Raw genomic sequence first — 16,927 nt, forward strand, 5'->3', positions numbered from 1 at the left:
CGTCCTCGCTCCGGCTAAGATACCCCTCTTCATTATTGGCTACGCTGTAGTATTTAAAGGAGCTCGCTATGCAGGACCAGCCTTCTGCTGATAAAGAAACGGCAGCGCTAAAACTGCCGCCGCACTCTCTGGAGGCGGAGCAGTCGGTATTAGGCGGGCTAATGCTGGATAACCAAGCCTGGGATAACGTCTCAGAGCGCTTGGTGGCGGATGATTTCTACCGTTATGAGCACCGTTTAGTGTTCAACGTGATGATTCATCTGGCTGAATCCGGTCAGCCATTGGACGTGGTAACGCTTTCCGAAGCGCTGGAAGCGCGGGATCACTTGGATACGGTCGGTGGGTTAGCGTTTTTAGCCGAGCTTGCGCGTAACACGCCCTCTGCCAGTAATATTCGCGCCTACGCCGATATCGTGCGTGAGCGGGCAACGCTGCGTAAATTGATCCGTGCGGCTAACCAAATCGCCGATAGCGCTTTTTCCCCTCAAGGGCGCCCGGCGGATGAATTGCTCAATGAGGCTGAACGGTTAGTGTTCCAGATTGCCGAGGAGCGTCCTAAGACTGGTGGTCCTATCGGCATGAGTGACCTTTTGACCAAAGCCGTTGATCGCATTGATGAGCTGTTTAACCTGAAAGGGGAAATGACCGGGCTTTCCACCGGTTTCCGTGACCTGGACGAGATGACCACTGGGTTACAGCCTTCAGATATGGTGGTGATTGCAGGTCGTCCCTCCATGGGTAAAACCACCTTCGCGATGAACCTGGTGGAGCATGCGGTTATTTCCAGCGACAAGCCGGTCATGGTGTTCTCTATGGAGATGCCCGCCGAATCCTTGATGCTGAGGATGCTGTCATCGCTGGGTAGGATTGACCAAACCCGCGTACGTACTGGGCAATTGGAAGATGAGGATTGGCCGCGCTTAACTTCCGCCGTCAACCTGCTCAAAGACAAACAGCTATTCATCGATGATACCGCGGCCTTATCGCCTAATGAAATGCGCTCACGGTTGCGTCGGGTGGTGCGGGAGCATGGCAATATTGCCCTGGTGATGATCGATTACCTTCAGTTAATGCAGATTCCCGGCTTCAATGAAAACCGTACCGGTGAAATTTCTGAAATCTCGCGCTCGTTGAAGGGCTTGGCGAAAGAGTTTAATTGTCCAGTCGTGGCACTTTCCCAGTTGAACCGCTCGTTGGAGCAGCGTCCCAACAAGCGTCCTGTCATGTCGGATTTGCGTGAGTCGGGCGCCATTGAGCAGGACGCGGACGTGATTGCCTTCGTTTATCGCGATGAAGTCTATAATCCAGATAACCCCGATAACCAAGGTATCGCGGAGTTAATTATTGGTAAGCAGCGTAACGGCCCGATCGGCACCGTTCACATGGCGTTTATCGGTAAATATACTCGCTTTGAAGATTTGGCCCCGGATAGCTACGGTCAAGCATTCGGCGACTAGGTTTTTACAGGCTGGTTTGGGAAGACTGGTGTTTAAAGATGGGCTTGTAAAGACAGCTTTGTGATGAGTCACTTGAGGATGGGGAGCGAGCTCGTATAATGCCCATCCACGACGATATGCAAATAAACGGGAGTAGCAAATGGCAGGTGGATTTCGGCGCGGTAATCGGCAGCGTCTTCCTAAGCTAGAAGGTCGCGGTGAGCTTGAAGCACTGGAGCGTGAAGGGCCTTTCAAAGAGTGGTTAGGTATGCCAGACCTTTATCGTTACCATTTGGTCGTGGAGGGGGAAAAGTATAGCTATCAAACCGAAGATGGAGAGCTGCCCGTTAAGGTGGGGGATAAGGTCGTGTTTCGTTACAAAGAGACCAAAGGCGGCAACTGGATTGACCGTAATTCACTTGGCAAAGCCATCGACCCTTCTGAATATCAATAAAATAACGACTTCTTGACGCTTCGGTCAGGAACTCTCTTGCACTGTTGCCCTCCTAATAGCTGAAAAATTAGTGTTGGAAAATCACTTGTTGAATAACCAGCTACTGTGCGTCTATCTTTTAATGGACGTCACAACACTGCAACAACAGGGCAACAGAAATGTCATAGGGTGCAGTCATGCTGTGCCCTGATGCCATGTCTGATGGCATACTTGATGACACAGACAAATAACAGGAGGGAACCATGGAACTGAAGGATCTTAAGCAATTTGTCGCCAGCCACGACGACTTTGAAATTCGCGTGATTACCCATTCGGGTAGCCGTTTTTATCAGGTTGAGCTGGAAGATGTTGAAGGCGAGCGCCATATGCTGATGCAGCGTTCTAAGCCAATGCTATTTCGGTCGCTGGATGATGCCTATATGGAACTCAAACGGGCTGGCATTCACCGCGCGTACTTAGTACAGCACGTACCGCACGATGAAGTAATTGGCCGTGACGCTCATTACAGTGAGCCGCTTACACCGCGTATGCCGTTAGTATTTTAAGTTTACGCGCTAACCCAAACGCTTCACGTATAAATCGTTAACCCTTAGCTTTACGCTTTTCCCACCACCGCCCGATTCGTATTCGACGACGGGCAAAATAACGGTAACCGGCATTCATCACGCCGTGTACACCCGGTAAGCATGAAATCTTCACCAGCCGCCGGTAGCCCAAAACTGCATAGAGGGCACGGCTGGCATCCATCCCGATATACCACTCTCCTTGGCTATCTTTTAGATGTAGTTGGCCCATCATCGCATTAAATTCCTGCCCGTATGCCTGAGCGTTAAAGTCACTGGCCTGGATATCTACCAGTGCGATGCGTTCCCGGTGACGATGCTTTTTAAGCCAAGCCACTTCCTGCTGACAAAAAGGGCAGTGGCCATCGTGGAAAAGTGTGGCGGGCGGTGACGCATGTAGCGGTGTGTAGTGGCTCATCGTTGTCCTATATTGGTTGGGCTGATCGTATTGGCGGGCGCGTCTTGTAGCATTTTGAGTGAAAAAGAGAGCTGATTGCCAAGCATCAGAAGCACAGGCTTGGCCATGGATTGGCCTGTAGTTATACAACCTGAATTTATACAACCTATAGTTATACAAATGATGCCGATAGTATAACTTTATGCCGCCACTTTCCCGAAAAGTGGTAAGATTTAGCCATCTGGTAGGCTTAAATTTTATTAGTGATCAGTGACACCGTTATATTTCAGGAGCATGAGTAATGACCGAGAATGTCGTCAAGGATCAGCCGGGCGAAGGCCGTTTGGCCCATGCACCTAGCGATCATCCGCCGGTGCCGCGTGCCAAAGTCGGCGTGGTACTCGCGAACTTGGGAACACCGGATGCCACCGACTATTGGTCAATGCGTCGTTACCTGAGTGAGTTCCTGTCTGATAAGCGCGTGGTTGACTATGCCGGTTGGAAATGGCAACCACTGCTGCAGTTGATTATTTTGACGAAGCGTCCATTTTCGTCGGGTAAAGCGTATCGTAGTATTTGGAATAACGAAAAAAACGAGAGCCCTCTGTTAACCACCACGCGTGCTCAAACCGAAAAAATAACGGCGCGTCTGAAAGCACTTTATGGCGACGATGTCGAAGTCGATTTCTGTATGCGCTACGGCAACCCTTCTACCAAAAGCGTATTGACGCGATTGAAGGAGAAGGGCTGTGAGAAAATCGTTTTTTTCCCTCTCTACCCTCAGTACGGTTCTCCGACGACGGCTACGGCTAACGACGAAGCATTTCGTACGTTGATGAAAATGAAGTGGCAGCCATACATTCGCACAGTGCCCGCGTATTTCGACCATCCTGCCTATGTTCAGGCGTTGGCTAACTCGGTACAAGAAGCCTATGACGGTTTTGCGACCCGGCCCACCAAGCTTGTCGCGAGCTACCATGGGGTGCCCGAGCGTTACTTGATGGAGGGAGACCCTTACCACTGCCAGTGCCAGAAAACCACTCGTTTGCTGCGTGAGAAGCTTGGTTTCAGCAAAGAGGAGGTCGATACCGCCTTCCAGTCACAGTTTGGCCCTGAAAAGTGGGTTGGCCCGCAAACCGTCAAGCATGTAGCGGAGCTTGCCAAGCAGGGGCATAAACATATTGCGATTATGTCGCCGGCTTTCTCGTCAGATTGTGTCGAAACCCTGGAAGAGATCGAGGAGGAGATTCGCGATAGCTTTATGGAAGCGGGAGGGGAAACGTTTAGCTATATTCCTTGCCTCAATGACCGTGATGACCATATCGAAGCGCTGCTAAGCGTTATCAATAATGAATTAGCGGGTTGGTTGTCTATTGCCTAACGTGTAACACCTTATTTGCTATAGTCATTTCTTGACAACAGCCGCGGACGAGTTTTTGTTCGCCAGCGGCTGTTTGCGTTTAAGCGTTTGACTGGTCAGTCAAAACCACCTGTTATAAGGTGTACAACTTTAGAATCACACTACTTCAACGCTGGCATGCCAGTGACAGGGCATGATGCCTGGGTATTCGCCTCAACCTCCAAGGTGAGCCTTTCATTTTTCAGGAGATTTCGCCAGATGCAACTTGCCGTTTTAATGGGGTTTTTGCTGGCCGCGTCGTCACCGCTACTGCATCGTTGGTTCGGGCATCACACCAGCCTTGTACTGGCGCTTTTCCCCGCAGGGTTAGCGGCCTGGCTGTTACTACAAGCCCCTGAAATAATTGAGAACGGCAGCTTGCTGTTGGAGTGGCAGTGGGTGCCTTCCCTGGGTATCAGTCTTACTTTCCTGCTGGATGGCTTGTCACTTCTATTTGGGCTATTGATCACCATCATGGGCGCCTGCGTGCTGGTATATGCGGGTGGTTACTTAAAAGATCATCCCGATATCGCACGTTTTCATATTGCACTCGTCGCTTTTATGGTCTCAATGCTAGGGCTGGTGTTAGCGGACGGGCTATTTACACTGTTTATTTTCTGGGAACTGACCAGCATTACCTCCTATTTACTGATCGGTTTTAATCACGCCGATATTGAAGCACGTAAGTCTGCCCGTCAGGGCCTATTTGTCACGGTGGCCGGTGGCTTAGCATTAATGGCGGGCCTGGTATTGTTGGGGATTGCGAGCGATAGCTGGTCGCTGGCGGAGATCCTTAGTCAGGAAGCCGACCTGCGTGAGCATGCACTCTACACACCCATGCTGATCTGTTTGCTGCTTGGGGCATTTACCAAATCGGCTCAGTTCCCGTTCCACTTCTGGCTGCCCAACGCCATGGCCGCACCTACGCCGGTCTCTGCCTATCTTCACTCCGCCACGATGGTGAAAGCGGGCATTTATCTACTGGCTCGCTTACACCCAGAGCTTGGTGGAACGTCGATGTGGGTCGGTATTTTGTCCGTTGTTGGGGCGACGACAATGCTGACCGGCGCGTTCCTAGCGATTCACCATACGAATATCAAAAAGCTGCTCGCTTACTCGACCATCATGGCGTTGGGTACGCTGACAATGTTGCTGGGCATTGGCACTGAATATGCGATGACCGCTTTTGTCACTTTTCTGCTTGCGCACTCTCTGTACAAGGGCGCGCTGTTTATGGTCGCCGGTATTCTTGATCATGAAACCGGTACCAAAGACGTGACGCAGATGGGCGGGCTGCGCTCGTTAATGCCGGTAACGGCGATGATCGCATTGGTAGCGGCGCTTTCACTTGCAGGGGTTCCGCCGCTGTTTGGCTTTATCGGTAAAGAGCTGATGCTTGAGTCTGTATTAGGCGCCAGTAGCTTCCGTATGCTGTTGGTATTATTCGCTTTTGTCGCTTCTATTTTGACGATTGCGGTGGCCTTTATCATTGCGTTACGGCCCTTTTATGGTAAGCGTCACCATACCCCCCTTGAGCCTCATGAAGCGCCGCTAAGCATGTTAGTGGGCCCTGCGTTACTGGCAGTAGGGTCGCTACTGTTGGGCTTAATGCCAGCCTTGCTAGGCGCTAATGCCTTATTAACGTCAGCTGCCACTTCTGTTTCTGGAGAAACGATGGAGGTGACACTGTCACTTTGGTACGGCATCAATGTGGCGTTGATAATGTCGATCATCAGCCTGGGCGTTGGCTTTTTGCTGTTTAAGCGTTGGGATAGTGTGCGAGCCAAGCTTTCATTACTGGCTCCGATCATGCGCCATGGTCCCGAAGCGGGCTATGAAAGCATGATGAACGGCATTGTGCAGTTCTCTGAGTGGCAAACACGGCTGCTGCAAAACGGCTATATGCGTAACTACATTCTGGTGATGTTGATCACGCTTATTGCGCTGATTGGGAATTCAATCTTGTTACGCCATTCGCCAATATTCGCTTTTGATCTGGATGTTCGTTTTCACGAAGTGGTAGTGGCGGGCACCATGGCGATGGGGGCGCTTTTTGCCACGACGACTCGCTCGCGTCTTGGGGCCGTTGTCTCCGTTGGGGTGATGGGCTTCTCTATTGCGCTCATATTTATCCTTTTCAGTGCTCCGGACCTAGCCATAACGCAGCTACTGGTGGAAACACTTACGGTGATTTTGCTGGTACTGGTGCTGTTTCGGCTGCCGCGGTTCTCGAATTTGTCGACGAGCCTTGAACGTATTCGTGATGGCTCCGTCGCTGCGATGATGGGGATCTTGATCTGCTTGTTGATTATGACCTCGTGGAGCATTCAGCAGTTTGAACCGATTTCGACTTACATGATTGAGAACAGTGCGCCGCTGGCTTATGGCCGCAATATCGTCAATGTCATTTTGGTTGATTACCGCGCTCTGGACACCCTGGGTGAGATGTTCGTGCTGGCACTCGCAGCGATTGGTGTTATCGCGATGCTGAAGCTGCGCCATGGAGAGAGCAGCAATGGCAAAAACGGGGAGAGCAGTAAAGTGACCACCAAGGAGCCGTACGATGGTTAAGTCAGGTACGATTATTCTCAATACCGCGGCACGCTTTTTAATGCCGCTGCAGCTACTGTTCTCTGTCTTCCTGCTGCTCAGGGGGCATGATGAACCGGGTGGTGGCTTCATTGCTGGCTTAGTGGCGGCGGGGGCCTTTACGCTCTATTTATTTGCCTTTGGCGTGAGCGCTACCAAAGAAGTACTGCGAATGGTCGACCCTCGCGACTTAATTGGCATCGGCTTACTGTTGGGAATGATTTCGGTGGTGCCTGCTTGGTTTATGGGTCAACCGTTTTTGACCGCCCAATGGTGGACAATTCCCATCATCGACTTTAAAGCGTCCACACCGCTGATCTTTGATATCGGTGTGTACTTCGCCGTACTGGGCTCCGTGACTGGAATGGTAATGACGCTGATGGAGGTCGACAAGGATGAACCTTGAAACATTAGGAGGCTCAGTATGGAACCATTGATGGCAGTGGCGATTGGTCTGCTTTATGCAACGGCCATTTTTATGATGCTGCGTCGCTCTATTGTCAAACTGGTGATTGGTTTGATGCTGCTTTCCAACGCTGCCAATTTGCTAATCTTCACCACGGCGGGCATGACCCGTGGTGCCCCGCCGCTGATTGCAGAAGGTATGATGCAGCCGCCTAGTGGCGTAGCTGACCCTTTGCCCCAAGCGGTTGTGCTAACAGCGATCGTGATTGCCTTCGGGGTGCTGGCGTTTGCAGTGGTATTGATTCGGCGTGCCTACGAAGTCGTTAAGGCCGATGATCTCGATAAGATGAAGGATACTGATACGTGAGGCCTGAAGTTGCTCTTCCCGTCCTCCTGCCCTTGTTGTCAGGGGCTATCTCGTTGCTGTTTTGGCGCTCGCGACCCATGCAGCGCTTTATGGCGGTGGCTGGAAATGTCGCGCTGCTAATAGTCAGCCTGTGGCTGTTTGTATCGACGTTGTCGGATGGCTACGTAACGATGCAGATGGGCAGCTGGCCAGCCCCGTTTGGGATCACCTTGATTGCCGATTTGCTAAGTGCCGTCATGGTCTTGATGACCGCGATTATCGGCTTGGCAATGGGGATTTACTCATTGGCAACCACTGGCCGTGGCCATGAAAAATTTGGCTATTACCCCTTGATGCACCTGTTGCTTGCCGGGGTGACCGGCGCGTTTTTGACCGGCGATATCTTCAATCTTTATGTGTGGTTTGAAGTGATGCTGGTGGCCTCGTTTGCACTGCTGATTCTGGGCGGCGAACGCGCACAGATGGAAGGGGCGATTAAGTATGTCACGCTGAACCTGTTAGCGTCGGTGATCTTCCTGACGGCGGTGGGGCTACTTTACGGGATGGTGGGAACGCTCAACATGGCTGACATTGCGCTGCGCATGGATGAGGCAGAGCACTCGGGCATGGTCGAAGTGTTAGCGGTCATGTTTATGGTGGCGTTCGGGATCAAGGCGGCGGCTTTTCCGCTGTTCTTTTGGTTACCTGCGTCTTATCACACGCCGCCAGTCGCCGTTTCAGCGCTATTTGCCGGGCTACTCACCAAGGTCGGCGTTTATGCGATGTTCCGTGTTTTCACGCTGATATTCGATCAAACCATGGGCTATCTTCAGGACATTATGCTCTGGGGCGCAGTGTTTACCATGGTAACGGGCGTATTGGGTGCGGCAGCCCAGTATGAGTTTAGGCGCATTCTGTCGTTTCATATTGTCAGCCAAATTGGCTATATGATCTTAGGTTTGGCGCTTTATACGCCGCTGGCGATTGCCGGGGGGGTGTTTGCCATCGTGCATAATATGGTGGTGAAGACCAATCTGTTTTTGATTAGCGGTATTACCCATCGGTTGCAGGGCACGTACCAGCTTAAAAAAATGGGGGGGCTCTATCGTGAGCGCCCTTGGTTAGCCGTTGCTTTCTTTATCTCTGCCTTCTCGTTGGCCGGTGTGCCGCCGCTATCAGGTTTTTTTGCCAAGTTTGTGATTGTTCGCGCGGGTCTGGAAGTTGAGGCCTACGTGGCCACTGGTATTGCGCTGGCAGTGGGTTTAATGACGCTCTACTCCATGGTCAAAATTTGGAATGAAATATTCTGGAAATCGCTACCGGAAGATAACCTGGTACCCGAAACGGCCACGCCAACCGGCGACGATGGGCGGCTGTTAAAACCAAGTCTGTGGATGATGTATTTGCCAGTAATGGTACTGGCTCTTTCATCGTTACTGATTGGTGTGTTTGCCGAACCGATTATGTGGGTAATGACCGGCATTGGTGATCAGTTGCTTGAGCCTCACGGGTATATCGAAGCAGTGCTGGGCGCTTCAGCCAGTGCCGAAGATGTGTTGCTGGATTCAGCTGTCGCCACCGACGAAGAACCTAAGGCTGACGCCGGGGAGGAGTTGCCATGACCGGTGCCATTTGGAACCTGCTGTTAGGATTAGCCTGGGTACTGTTGAGCGGGGATTTCAGTGGGCTGAATCTCCTTGTCGGTTTAATCTTCGGTTATATCACGCTGGTGCTAATTGAGCCTCAGCTGGATGCCCTGAAAGGTTATCCTGCTCGCGTGCCGCGCTTTATCGGTTTTATCGGCTTTTTTCTAAAAGAACTCATTCAAGCCAACTTACGTGTCGCTTTCGATATCGTGACGCCACCTTGGCATATGAAGCCGGGGGTTATCGCTATGCCGCTTTCCGCCCGTACCGAAATGGAAATTACCATGGTGGCCAATCTGATTTCATTAACGCCGGGAACGCTTAGCCTGGATGTGTCTGATGACCGCAAGGTGCTGTATATCCATGCGATGTTTTTAGATAACGAAGAGGAATTGCGACGTAATTTAAAAGAGATGGAGCATCGGGCCTTGGAGCTGTTTCGCTAATGGATACGGTTATTCTGATCAGCCAAGTCATCATGAGCCTGGCGCTTATCCTGACTTTTGTTCGTGTCGTTCGTGGCCCGAGTCTGCCCGACCGCGTGGTCGCATTGGAGCTTTTTTCAACCACTGTTGTTGGGTTGGTTGGGGTGTATGCGATCAAGTCGGATGTTGCCAGCTTCCTGGATGCCGCCATTGTGATTGCCTTGATGGGGTTTTTGGCGGCGATAGCGTTTGCACGCTTTTTGGAAAGGGGAGGTCCGCGGGATGATTGATTTTATAAAGGGCACGTTAATTATAGGTGGCGCGCTATTTATACTGCTTGCCTCGGTAGGCCTGCTGCGGTTGCCTGATTTGCTAACGCGTATGCACGCGACCACCAAAGCGGCGGCGTTAGGCGTAATTTTGGTTATGCTGGCTGCCGCTATGCACTTTGCAGAAGTAGGCATTGTGGCCCGTTCGTTTGCCATTATTGTGTTTATTTTGATGACCGCACCGGTAGCGGCCCATGTGATTGGGCGAGCCGGTTACTTTGTCGGCTCCAAGCTTTGGAGTGGAACGGTCAAAGATGAATTGCGCCCTAACTACGACCCATTGACCCACGAATTAAAAAGTGGCCTGGAAACGCAGGAAAATGCCAAACGCCAGCCAAGGGAAACAGACCCCGACTAAAAGCTGACGACACCAATCCTGTCACCGCCAGTGGATAACCCCTATTGAGCCACCTTCGGGTGGCTTTTTCACATCCTCTGTTTAATAAGCCCCGTTATTTTTATACACGCTGGTAAAAAATTATCATGTACAATAATTGTACTGTATAAGATAATTTGTCTATGTTTTGAGGCATGCTACATGCGCGCGTGAGTAATGTTCAATGCACCGCAAACAACATTTGTCGCAAAAAACCTGCGTTCAATGCGAGCGTTCCTTCTTTTGGCGGAAAAAATGGGCGCGCTGCTGGAACGAGGTGTGCTACTGCAGCGAACGCTGCCGTCGTAGTGCTAAGCAGCCAAAGCGCTTGGCATCAAAGCACCCCAAGGAGGCACAAGCATGAACAGCACGATCGATATTGTCTGGCTGCAAGACGACCTGCGTATTGCGGATAATCCTCTTTTTCACTTTACCGCTCGTCCTAGCTACCTGCTTTGTCTCTTTGTCGTGGATGAGCAGTGGTTGGCACCTCTCATAGAGGGCGAATCGACGCCGCGGATCGGGCCAGCCCGATTACGCTTTTTATGGCAAAGTTTGATGGAATTGCGCGGTGAGCTTTTGCAACGCGGCAGTGATTTGTTGGTACGCATTGGTAAGCCGAGTAACGTTGTCATTGAGTTGGCCGCTTCGCTTAATGCCCGACAAGTGCGCGTTGCCGAGTATCCTGGGGTTGACGAAAATGCCCATATCCAAGCAGTTGTAGAGTCGCTGCCTAGTGAAACAACCGTTACGTGCATGGAAAGTGGGCGCCTCTTTGAACGCCATGCATTGCCTTTCGAGCAGGCGGCATTACCCAACAGCTTTTCTGCCTTCAGGCGTAGCGTAGAGCAAGCATGTACGGTGCCTGAGAGTCGCTGCGCACCGGTAACGCTGCCCCCCTGGCCTGAAGCTCCCAGAGGATTTCCACCCTTGAAAGCCGTCTGTGAGCAGAGCGCCACCTGGCAGCCTGATAGCCGTCAGGGCTATGTGTATCGGGGTGGTGAATCGGCGGCACATACGCGCCTTAACGATTACATTTGGCGTCAACAGGGCGCAGAGACGTATAAGAAAACCCGCAATGGCCTGCTGGGCGCGAATTTTTCAACCCGTGTTTCACCCTGGCTCGCCCGCGGCTGTCTGTCGGCTCGCCAAGTGTATGCGGCGGTGAAAGCGTGGGAAGCGGAGCACGGTAGCACCGAATCGAGTTATTGGATTACTTTTGAGCTACTTTGGCGGGAGTATTTTATCCGTGTTGCTGAGCTGGAAGGGGCGAAGATGTTTGGCTCTCGTCAACCAGCCAAGCCCTGTGCCGCTTTTGATGCCTGGCGCAATGCTGCCACAGGGCTGCCGTTTGTGGATGCCGCGATGTTAGAGCTGCGCCACACTGGCTGGTTATCCAATCGCGCCCGGCAAAATGCGGCCAGTTTTTTGGTGAAAGACTTAAAAGTGGATTGGCGATTAGGCGCTTTATGGTTTGAGCACTGCTTGGTTGATTACGATGTTGCCAATAACTGGGGTAATTGGCGTTATATTGCCGGGGTAGGGCGCGCTCCACGACAGGATCGCTATTTTAACGTGCTCAAGCAGGCAGGCCATTATGACCCGCAAGGGCTGTATGTTGCGCACTGGGTGAAACCGCTCGAAAATTTACCCCCTGGTTTAGCACGCCATCAACCATGGCGTGTCAATGCTCTCGCGTTTAAGGCTCCTTATGTTGAACCCGAACAGTGGGCGCCGTGGTTAATTCCTTACCAAGAAGCGGTTACAACAGCCAAGCCGCCTATATTGACTATCGTTACAAAGTAACCTTCGCTTATGACCAGCCGTGAAGGCTGGCATCTACGACTTTTCTAGGCCATCATCCCAGGCATGCCAAGGACTGCCTAAGGATATAAATGATGTCTCGTAATTTCTCTGCTGGGCGACCATTCCGCCCTTTAGTATGTGCCTCGTTCATTGCCGCGTTAAGTACTTCTTTTGCAGGCAGTGTTGCGCTCGCCGACTCTCAATTGATGACAGAAGTAGATACTCAGGCGGCAACTGAGGTTAGTTATGCAAACTTTCAGCAGTGGCTTCAGGAGTTTCGTCAGTACGCCGCCAATCAGGGAATCAGCGAAGCAACCCTGAGCAGTGCACTGGATGGCGTACGCTTTCGCGAGCGGGTGATCGAACTCGACGGTTATCAGCCCGAATTTGTCCGCGCTATCTGGGAGTACCTTGATACTGCGGTGTCGTCTACGCGGATTAATACCGGGAGGGAGAAGTTGGCTGCCCACCGGGATACCGCGCTGGAGATGCAGCAACGCTTTGGCATCCCTGCCGAAATTATCGTCGCCATCTGGGGAATCGAGAGCAACTACGGCAGTAATTTCGGCGATTTCTCAACCTTGGAATCCCTTGCCACACTGGCTTATGACGGTCGGCGTCGTGACTTTGCTCGTGGTGAACTACTCGCTGCCTTGCGTATTATCGACGAAGGAGATATCGCCGCCGAGCAGATGAAAGGTTCTTGGGCAGGGGCGATGGGTCATACCCAGTTTATCCCCAGCAGTTTTGAAGCCTATGCCGTGGACGGCGATGGTGATGGCCGTCGCGATATCTGGGGCAGTATCCCCGACGTTATGGCATCAACGGCTAACTATCTTGACCGGGCTGGCTGGCAGGCCGGTCAGCCGTGGGGAGTCGAGGTGCGTTTGCCAGAAGGCTTTGATTATGCTCAGACCGAGCGACGCAGCAGCGCTGAGTGGCGTGGAAAAGGTGTTCAAGCGCTGCAGGGTGAGTTACCCAACTTTGATAGCGCAGCCATCATTATCCCTGCGGGGGCTGAGGGGCCTGCCTTCCTAGCCGGCGCAAATTTCCGCGCCATTTTACGCTATAACAATGCCACCAGTTATGCATTGGCCGTCGCGACACTGGGTGATGCAATCGCCGGGCGTGATGGAATCCAGCATGCATGGCCGCGGGATCAGCAACCGCTTACCCGTGGCGATGTTCAAGAACTTCAGCGGGGTCTAAACCGCGCTGGTTACTCTGTGGGCGGCGCGGATGGCGTAATGGGGCCCAATACACGCCAGGGGTTGCGGAACTTCCAGCGAGATCAAGGGTTAATGCCGGATGGCTTTGCGACGCAAGCACTGCTTGAGCAGTTACGCAGTCATTTAGAGTGACTAGGTTTACGTTAATTTACCAAGGATGATGCTATGCAATTAATGGGCAAAAAGTTACTAGAAAAGTTACTAGGCAGTGTGTTGATGGGAGGCTTGCTCTCTGCCTCCGTGGCAATGGCCGATGACGATCAAGTATTTGGCTGGGTTGAAAAAGCAACCCTGCAGCCTTGGGATATTGAAGTGAAGGCCAAACTTGATAGTGGCGCATTAACCTCCTCGCTGGATGCGCGGGATATTGAGCTGTTTGAGCAAGATGATGAAGAGTGGGTACGCTTTCGTTTAAAGCTTGAAGATCAGGCGAGTGGTGAGGTCTTCAGTGATCAGATTGAGCGTCCGCTTTACCGAGAATTAGCCGTACGCGGAGCCGGCGGCCGCGACGAACGCCCTGTGGTGCTGCTGGAAGTCTGCATGGGCGATACTATTTATGAAGAGCAATTCAGTCTGCGCGACCGCGAAGAGATGAACTACCCGCTACTGCTGGGCCGCCGTACGATTAGCCACCTTGGCATGCTAGATGTGCGTGAAACCTTCTTGCAAGATCCTGAGTGTGGGGAAAACGCGACCGTTGTGCCCCACGACCCGGAAGATGACCAATCTTAACCACTTACATTTACACTGACATTGACTAAGTTAAAACAGCCGTGACAGCAGCGCGGTCACGGCTGTTTCGACGCGTAGAATGCGCGGGCCAAGGTGCATGCCCTCGCAACCCGCCGTCAGCAACTGCTCGACTTCCCACGCTATAAATCCTCCCTCTGGCCCTACTAATAACAAGGTAGGTTCACTGATATTTCTGGGACAGGGGGCAGGCATGCCAGGGTGGGCTACCAATCCGCGTCGGTTGCCCAGTAAGCCAGGTAGTTGCTGCTCCAGAAATGGACGAAAGCCTTTGCTCAGCGTGACAGTAGGCAGCTGTGTATCGCGCGCTTGTTCCAAGCCTAATAGGAGGTGTTGATGAATTTTCTCAGCGCGTAACTCGGGTGACTGCCAGTAGCTTTTTTCCACCCGCTTGGTATGCAGTAAGGTAATCTCTTTCACACCCAGCGCCGTTACATGTTCCAACGTGCGCGCTAGCATCCGCGGGCGGGGAAGTGCTAGCACCAAGTGCACGGGAAGTGGTGGCGGCGGTGGTTCATCAAGGGCTTCCAGTTGGAAAAAGGCGCGTTCCGGCGTCAGTTCCTTCAGCAGCGCTTTACCCATGTTACCGCCCTGTACACCTACGGTAAGAAGGTCGCCGGGGACTGAGCGATGGACTTCGCGTAAATGTGTCAGGCGACGTAGGTCGGTGATGCAGACGTGGCCGTCGGCGGTCAGATCGTTAGGATCAAGCAAAATCAAATTCATAATGAGGTCTATTGGTCACAGAACAGGCGCAGTGCGTCTTGCTAAACTATTAAGGTGGCTTGCATGGACGCGTGGTGCAGGCACAATACCAGTAACGGGAACAAAAGCCCCTATCGCGTTTAAGGAGATGCGCCGTGCGCGTGATTCGCAAGTATGCTAACCGTAGGTTGTACGATACTCAGCAAAGTCGTTATGTAACGCTGGAAGACCTACGCCGTTTAATTATCGAAGAAGAGCCATTTCGGGTAGAAGATGCCAAAAGCAGGGAAGATCTGACGCGTACTATTTTGCTCTCTATTATTATTGAGCAGGAGCAAGCGGACAGCGAGGCAGAAGTGTTTTCTAACGACCTGCTGGCGCAATTAATCCGCGTTTACGACATGACATCACCGTTGCCGCTGTCGCGCTATCTAGAACAGGGCACTCAACTGATGTTAGAGCAGCAAAAGCGTTTGCAAAGTCAGTGGAAGCAGGCGATGCGTAACACGCCGTTGGAGTTTATGCGCGAGTTAGCTGAAGAGAATATGCGCTTTTGGCAAAAAACGCTGAACCAGCCCGGTCAAGCTGATGACTCAGACGATACAACGCAGGCTGAGGGCGATAACCGCGACACCAGCGATGATAACAAACCTACCTCCTAACCCCACTCGCCGCTGCGCTGTGGCATAATGCCGCCGATAACGCTCTCCCGTTTGAGAAGGATGCACATGAAGGTTTTGATGATAGGCGGCGGTGGTCGTGAGCACGCCCTGGCTTGGAAATTAGCGCAATCTAAACAGGTTGAACAAGTATTTGTCGCGCCTGGAAACGCAGGCACCGCCACGGAGCCTAAGTTAACCAATGTGGCGATTGCGGCAACCGATTTAGAGGGTCTGATCGCCTTTGCCCGTGATGAGCAGATTGGCCTTACCGTGGTAGGCCCTGAAGCGCCTTTGGTAGACGGTGTGGTCGATCGTTTTCAAGCCGCGGGGTTAACAATTTTTGGCCCTACGCAGGCGGCTGCCCAGTTGGAAGGTTCCAAATCCTTTACCAAGGATTTTCTGGCTCGTCATAAAATCCCTTCGGCGGACTATCAAACCTTTACTGAGGTAGCCCCCGCGCTGGCCTATCTGCAAACAATGGGTGCGCCGATAGTGATCAAAGCGGATGGCTTGGCTGCGGGTAAGGGCGTCATCGTAGCCCTTAGCGAAGCCGAAGCAGAGGCCGCTATTCGTGACATGCTGGAAGCCAATGCGTTTGGCGATGCAGGCGCTCGGGTGGTGATTGAAGAGTTCCTAGAGGGTGAAGAGGCGAGCTTTATTGTCATGGTGGATGGCGAGAATGTCGTGCCCATGGCGACTAGCCAAGACCATAAACGTGCCTACGATGGTGATACCGGCCCGAATACGGGTGGTATGGGGGCTTATTCGCCAGCACCGGTGGTTACCCCTGAAGTTGATGCGCGCATTATGGAGCAGGTGATTCTGCCCACTGTGCGTGGCATGGCTGCTGAGGGCAATGCCTATACGGGGTTCCTGTATGCAGGCTTAATGATTGATGCCGCCGGTAACCCTCGTGTTATTGAGTACAACTGCCGCTTCGGTGACCCTGAAACCCAGCCGATTATGCTGCGCTTGCTTTCTGACCTGGCGGAGCTTTGCTTGGCGGGTGCCGAAGGCCGATTGGCCGGACAGCATTGCGAATGGGATTCACGTGCGGCGGTAGGCGTGGTATTGGCTGCTGGCGGCTATCCTGGTAGCTATCGCAAAGGCGATGTTATCCACGGCTTAGCAGACGCTGAACAGACGGGGTGCAAAGTGTTTCACGCGGGTACAGCGCAAAATGCCCAGGGTGAGATCACTACGGCAGGCGGGCGTGTGCTGTGCGTAACAGCGTTAGGTGATAGCGTTTCAGAAGCGCAGCAGCAAGCGTACCAAGGCGTTAACGCGATTCACTGGGAAGGCGTTGAGTGTCGGCGTGATATCGCTTTCAGAGCGATTGCTCGCGAGGGGTAAGTACTCCTGATGCTGAGCTAGTACTGAACGCATACGCCGTTTAAACCGAGGTTTCCT

19 protein-coding genes are annotated in these 16,927 nt (G+C 52.5%); 17 read left to right on the top strand and 2 right to left on the bottom strand.

Annotated features, from left to right (window positions below; translation table 11 throughout):
* The first annotated feature begins 68 nt into the window (after positions 1–68).
* From dnaB to KO116_RS08165, 3 genes are all read left to right on the top strand, one after another.
* Positions 69–1,457 carry a replicative DNA helicase gene (dnaB, locus tag KO116_RS08155; RefSeq protein ID WP_008958983.1) on the top strand — a complete coding sequence of 463 codons (1,389 nt, stop codon included), beginning with the start codon at positions 69–71 and terminating at the stop codon, positions 1,455–1,457.
* 139 nt (positions 1,458–1,596) lie between these two features.
* Positions 1,597–1,890, top strand: coding sequence for a hypothetical protein (locus KO116_RS08160; protein ID WP_008958984.1), 294 nt, complete (start codon positions 1,597–1,599; stop codon positions 1,888–1,890).
* Positions 1,891–2,132: 242 nt separating this feature from the next.
* Positions 2,133–2,435 (top strand): DUF6482 family protein, encoded by a 303-nt coding sequence (locus KO116_RS08165; protein ID WP_035563140.1) that lies wholly within the window; start codon positions 2,133–2,135, stop codon positions 2,433–2,435.
* Between the two features lie 37 nt (positions 2,436–2,472).
* Here the strand turns inward: KO116_RS08165 and KO116_RS08170 are convergent, their stop codons facing one another.
* Positions 2,473–2,871, bottom strand: a complete 399-nt coding sequence (locus tag KO116_RS08170) for a thiol-disulfide oxidoreductase DCC family protein (protein ID WP_035563143.1) — start codon at positions 2,869–2,871, stop codon at positions 2,473–2,475.
* Between the two features lie 280 nt (positions 2,872–3,151).
* Between KO116_RS08170 and hemH the strand changes: the two genes are divergently transcribed.
* The 12 genes from hemH (at position 3,152) to rloA3 (ending at position 14,132) form a co-directional block, all read left to right on the top strand.
* Positions 3,152–4,231, top strand: a complete 1,080-nt coding sequence (gene hemH / locus KO116_RS08175) for a ferrochelatase (protein ID WP_035563145.1) — start codon at positions 3,152–3,154, stop codon at positions 4,229–4,231.
* Positions 4,232–4,468: 237 nt separating this feature from the next.
* Positions 4,469–6,820, top strand: a complete 2,352-nt coding sequence (locus KO116_RS08180) for a putative monovalent cation/H+ antiporter subunit A (RefSeq protein WP_035563147.1) — start codon at positions 4,469–4,471, stop codon at positions 6,818–6,820.
* The gene (locus KO116_RS08185) at positions 6,813–7,244 is read left to right on the top strand and encodes a Na+/H+ antiporter subunit B (protein ID WP_035563150.1); all 432 of its coding nucleotides are present in this window, start codon (positions 6,813–6,815) and stop codon (positions 7,242–7,244) included. Before KO116_RS08180 ends, KO116_RS08185 begins: the two co-directional genes overlap by 8 nt.
* 18 nt (positions 7,245–7,262) lie before the next feature.
* Positions 7,263–7,610, top strand: a complete 348-nt coding sequence (locus KO116_RS08190; protein ID WP_008958992.1) for a Na+/H+ antiporter subunit C — start codon at positions 7,263–7,265, stop codon at positions 7,608–7,610.
* Positions 7,607–9,211, top strand: a complete 1,605-nt coding sequence (locus KO116_RS08195; protein WP_035563152.1) for a Na+/H+ antiporter subunit D — start codon at positions 7,607–7,609, stop codon at positions 9,209–9,211. The genes KO116_RS08190 and KO116_RS08195 overlap by 4 nt, the downstream gene beginning before the upstream one ends.
* Positions 9,208–9,681, top strand: a complete 474-nt coding sequence (locus KO116_RS08200; RefSeq protein ID WP_035563156.1) for a Na+/H+ antiporter subunit E — start codon at positions 9,208–9,210, stop codon at positions 9,679–9,681. Before KO116_RS08195 ends, KO116_RS08200 begins: the two co-directional genes overlap by 4 nt.
* Positions 9,681–9,950, top strand: a complete 270-nt coding sequence (locus KO116_RS08205; protein ID WP_008958995.1) for a monovalent cation/H+ antiporter complex subunit F — start codon at positions 9,681–9,683, stop codon at positions 9,948–9,950. The genes KO116_RS08200 and KO116_RS08205 overlap by 1 nt, the downstream gene beginning before the upstream one ends.
* Positions 9,943–10,347 (top strand): monovalent cation/H(+) antiporter subunit G, encoded by a 405-nt coding sequence (gene mnhG, locus KO116_RS08210; protein WP_035563159.1) that lies wholly within the window; start codon positions 9,943–9,945, stop codon positions 10,345–10,347. Before KO116_RS08205 ends, mnhG begins: the two co-directional genes overlap by 8 nt.
* A 202-nt stretch (positions 10,348–10,549) precedes the next feature.
* On the top strand, positions 10,550–10,729 hold the full coding sequence (locus tag KO116_RS24590; RefSeq protein ID WP_082072569.1) for a DUF2256 domain-containing protein: 180 nt from the start codon (positions 10,550–10,552) through the stop codon (positions 10,727–10,729).
* Positions 10,726–12,171, top strand: a complete 1,446-nt coding sequence (locus KO116_RS08215) for a DASH family cryptochrome (RefSeq protein ID WP_035563162.1) — start codon at positions 10,726–10,728, stop codon at positions 12,169–12,171. Before KO116_RS24590 ends, KO116_RS08215 begins: the two co-directional genes overlap by 4 nt.
* Positions 12,172–12,263: 92 nt before the next feature.
* Positions 12,264–13,532: a lytic murein transglycosylase gene (locus tag KO116_RS08220; protein WP_035563164.1), complete on the top strand. Its 1,269-nt coding sequence runs from the start codon at positions 12,264–12,266 to the stop codon at positions 13,530–13,532.
* 33 nt (positions 13,533–13,565) lie between these two features.
* Positions 13,566–14,132, top strand: coding sequence for a retropepsin-like aspartic peptidase RloA3 (gene rloA3, locus KO116_RS08225; RefSeq protein WP_035563166.1), 567 nt, complete (start codon positions 13,566–13,568; stop codon positions 14,130–14,132).
* Between the two features lie 30 nt (positions 14,133–14,162).
* Here rloA3 and KO116_RS08230 read toward each other — a convergent pair whose 3' ends face one another.
* On the bottom strand, positions 14,163–14,876 hold the full coding sequence (locus tag KO116_RS08230) for a 16S rRNA (uracil(1498)-N(3))-methyltransferase (protein WP_035563169.1): 714 nt from the start codon (positions 14,874–14,876) through the stop codon (positions 14,163–14,165).
* A gap of 134 nt (positions 14,877–15,010) precedes the next feature.
* Here KO116_RS08230 and phaR point away from each other — a divergent pair, with 134 nt between their 5' ends.
* Together phaR and purD are read left to right on the top strand one after the other, a co-directional pair.
* Positions 15,011–15,517 carry a polyhydroxyalkanoate synthesis repressor PhaR gene (phaR, locus tag KO116_RS08235; protein WP_035563171.1) on the top strand — a complete coding sequence of 169 codons (507 nt, stop codon included), beginning with the start codon at positions 15,011–15,013 and terminating at the stop codon, positions 15,515–15,517.
* A gap of 66 nt (positions 15,518–15,583) precedes the next feature.
* Positions 15,584–16,870: a phosphoribosylamine--glycine ligase gene (gene purD / locus KO116_RS08240; protein ID WP_035563174.1), complete on the top strand. Its 1,287-nt coding sequence runs from the start codon at positions 15,584–15,586 to the stop codon at positions 16,868–16,870.
* The last annotated feature ends 57 nt before the right edge of the window (positions 16,871–16,927 follow it).

Origin of the sequence: Halomonas sp. KO116 (genome assembly GCF_000734975.2) — a bacterium.
Taxonomy (GTDB): domain Bacteria; phylum Pseudomonadota; class Gammaproteobacteria; order Pseudomonadales; family Halomonadaceae; genus Vreelandella; species Vreelandella glaciei.

Excerpts from the sequence above, each read along its gene's own strand:
- KO116_RS08190 (WP_008958992.1), top strand. The coding sequence starts at position 7,263 with ATGGAACCATTGATGGCAGTGGCGATTGGTCTGCTTTATGCAACGGCC.
- hemH (WP_035563145.1), top strand. The coding sequence starts at position 3,152 with ATGACCGAGAATGTCGTCAAGGATCAGCCGGGCGAAGGCCGTTTGGCC.
- KO116_RS08165 (WP_035563140.1), top strand. The coding sequence starts at position 2,133 with ATGGAACTGAAGGATCTTAAGCAATTTGTCGCCAGCCACGACGACTTT.
- KO116_RS08220 (WP_035563164.1), top strand. The coding sequence starts at position 12,264 with ATGTCTCGTAATTTCTCTGCTGGGCGACCATTCCGCCCTTTAGTATGT.
- mnhG (WP_035563159.1), top strand. The coding sequence starts at position 9,943 with ATGATTGATTTTATAAAGGGCACGTTAATTATAGGTGGCGCGCTATTT.
- purD (WP_035563174.1), top strand. The coding sequence starts at position 15,584 with ATGAAGGTTTTGATGATAGGCGGCGGTGGTCGTGAGCACGCCCTGGCT.
- dnaB (WP_008958983.1), top strand. The coding sequence starts at position 69 with ATGCAGGACCAGCCTTCTGCTGATAAAGAAACGGCAGCGCTAAAACTG.
- KO116_RS08180 (WP_035563147.1), top strand. The coding sequence starts at position 4,469 with ATGCAACTTGCCGTTTTAATGGGGTTTTTGCTGGCCGCGTCGTCACCG.
- KO116_RS08215 (WP_035563162.1), top strand. The coding sequence starts at position 10,726 with ATGAACAGCACGATCGATATTGTCTGGCTGCAAGACGACCTGCGTATT.
- KO116_RS08230 (WP_035563169.1), bottom strand. The coding sequence starts at position 14,876 with ATGAATTTGATTTTGCTTGATCCTAACGATCTGACCGCCGACGGCCAC.
- KO116_RS08160 (WP_008958984.1), top strand. The coding sequence starts at position 1,597 with ATGGCAGGTGGATTTCGGCGCGGTAATCGGCAGCGTCTTCCTAAGCTA.
- KO116_RS08170 (WP_035563143.1), bottom strand. The coding sequence starts at position 2,871 with ATGAGCCACTACACACCGCTACATGCGTCACCGCCCGCCACACTTTTC.
- KO116_RS08205 (WP_008958995.1), top strand. The coding sequence starts at position 9,681 with ATGGATACGGTTATTCTGATCAGCCAAGTCATCATGAGCCTGGCGCTT.
- KO116_RS08185 (WP_035563150.1), top strand. The coding sequence starts at position 6,813 with ATGGTTAAGTCAGGTACGATTATTCTCAATACCGCGGCACGCTTTTTA.
- rloA3 (WP_035563166.1), top strand. The coding sequence starts at position 13,566 with ATGCAATTAATGGGCAAAAAGTTACTAGAAAAGTTACTAGGCAGTGTG.
- KO116_RS08200 (WP_035563156.1), top strand. The coding sequence starts at position 9,208 with ATGACCGGTGCCATTTGGAACCTGCTGTTAGGATTAGCCTGGGTACTG.
- KO116_RS24590 (WP_082072569.1), top strand. The coding sequence starts at position 10,550 with ATGCACCGCAAACAACATTTGTCGCAAAAAACCTGCGTTCAATGCGAG.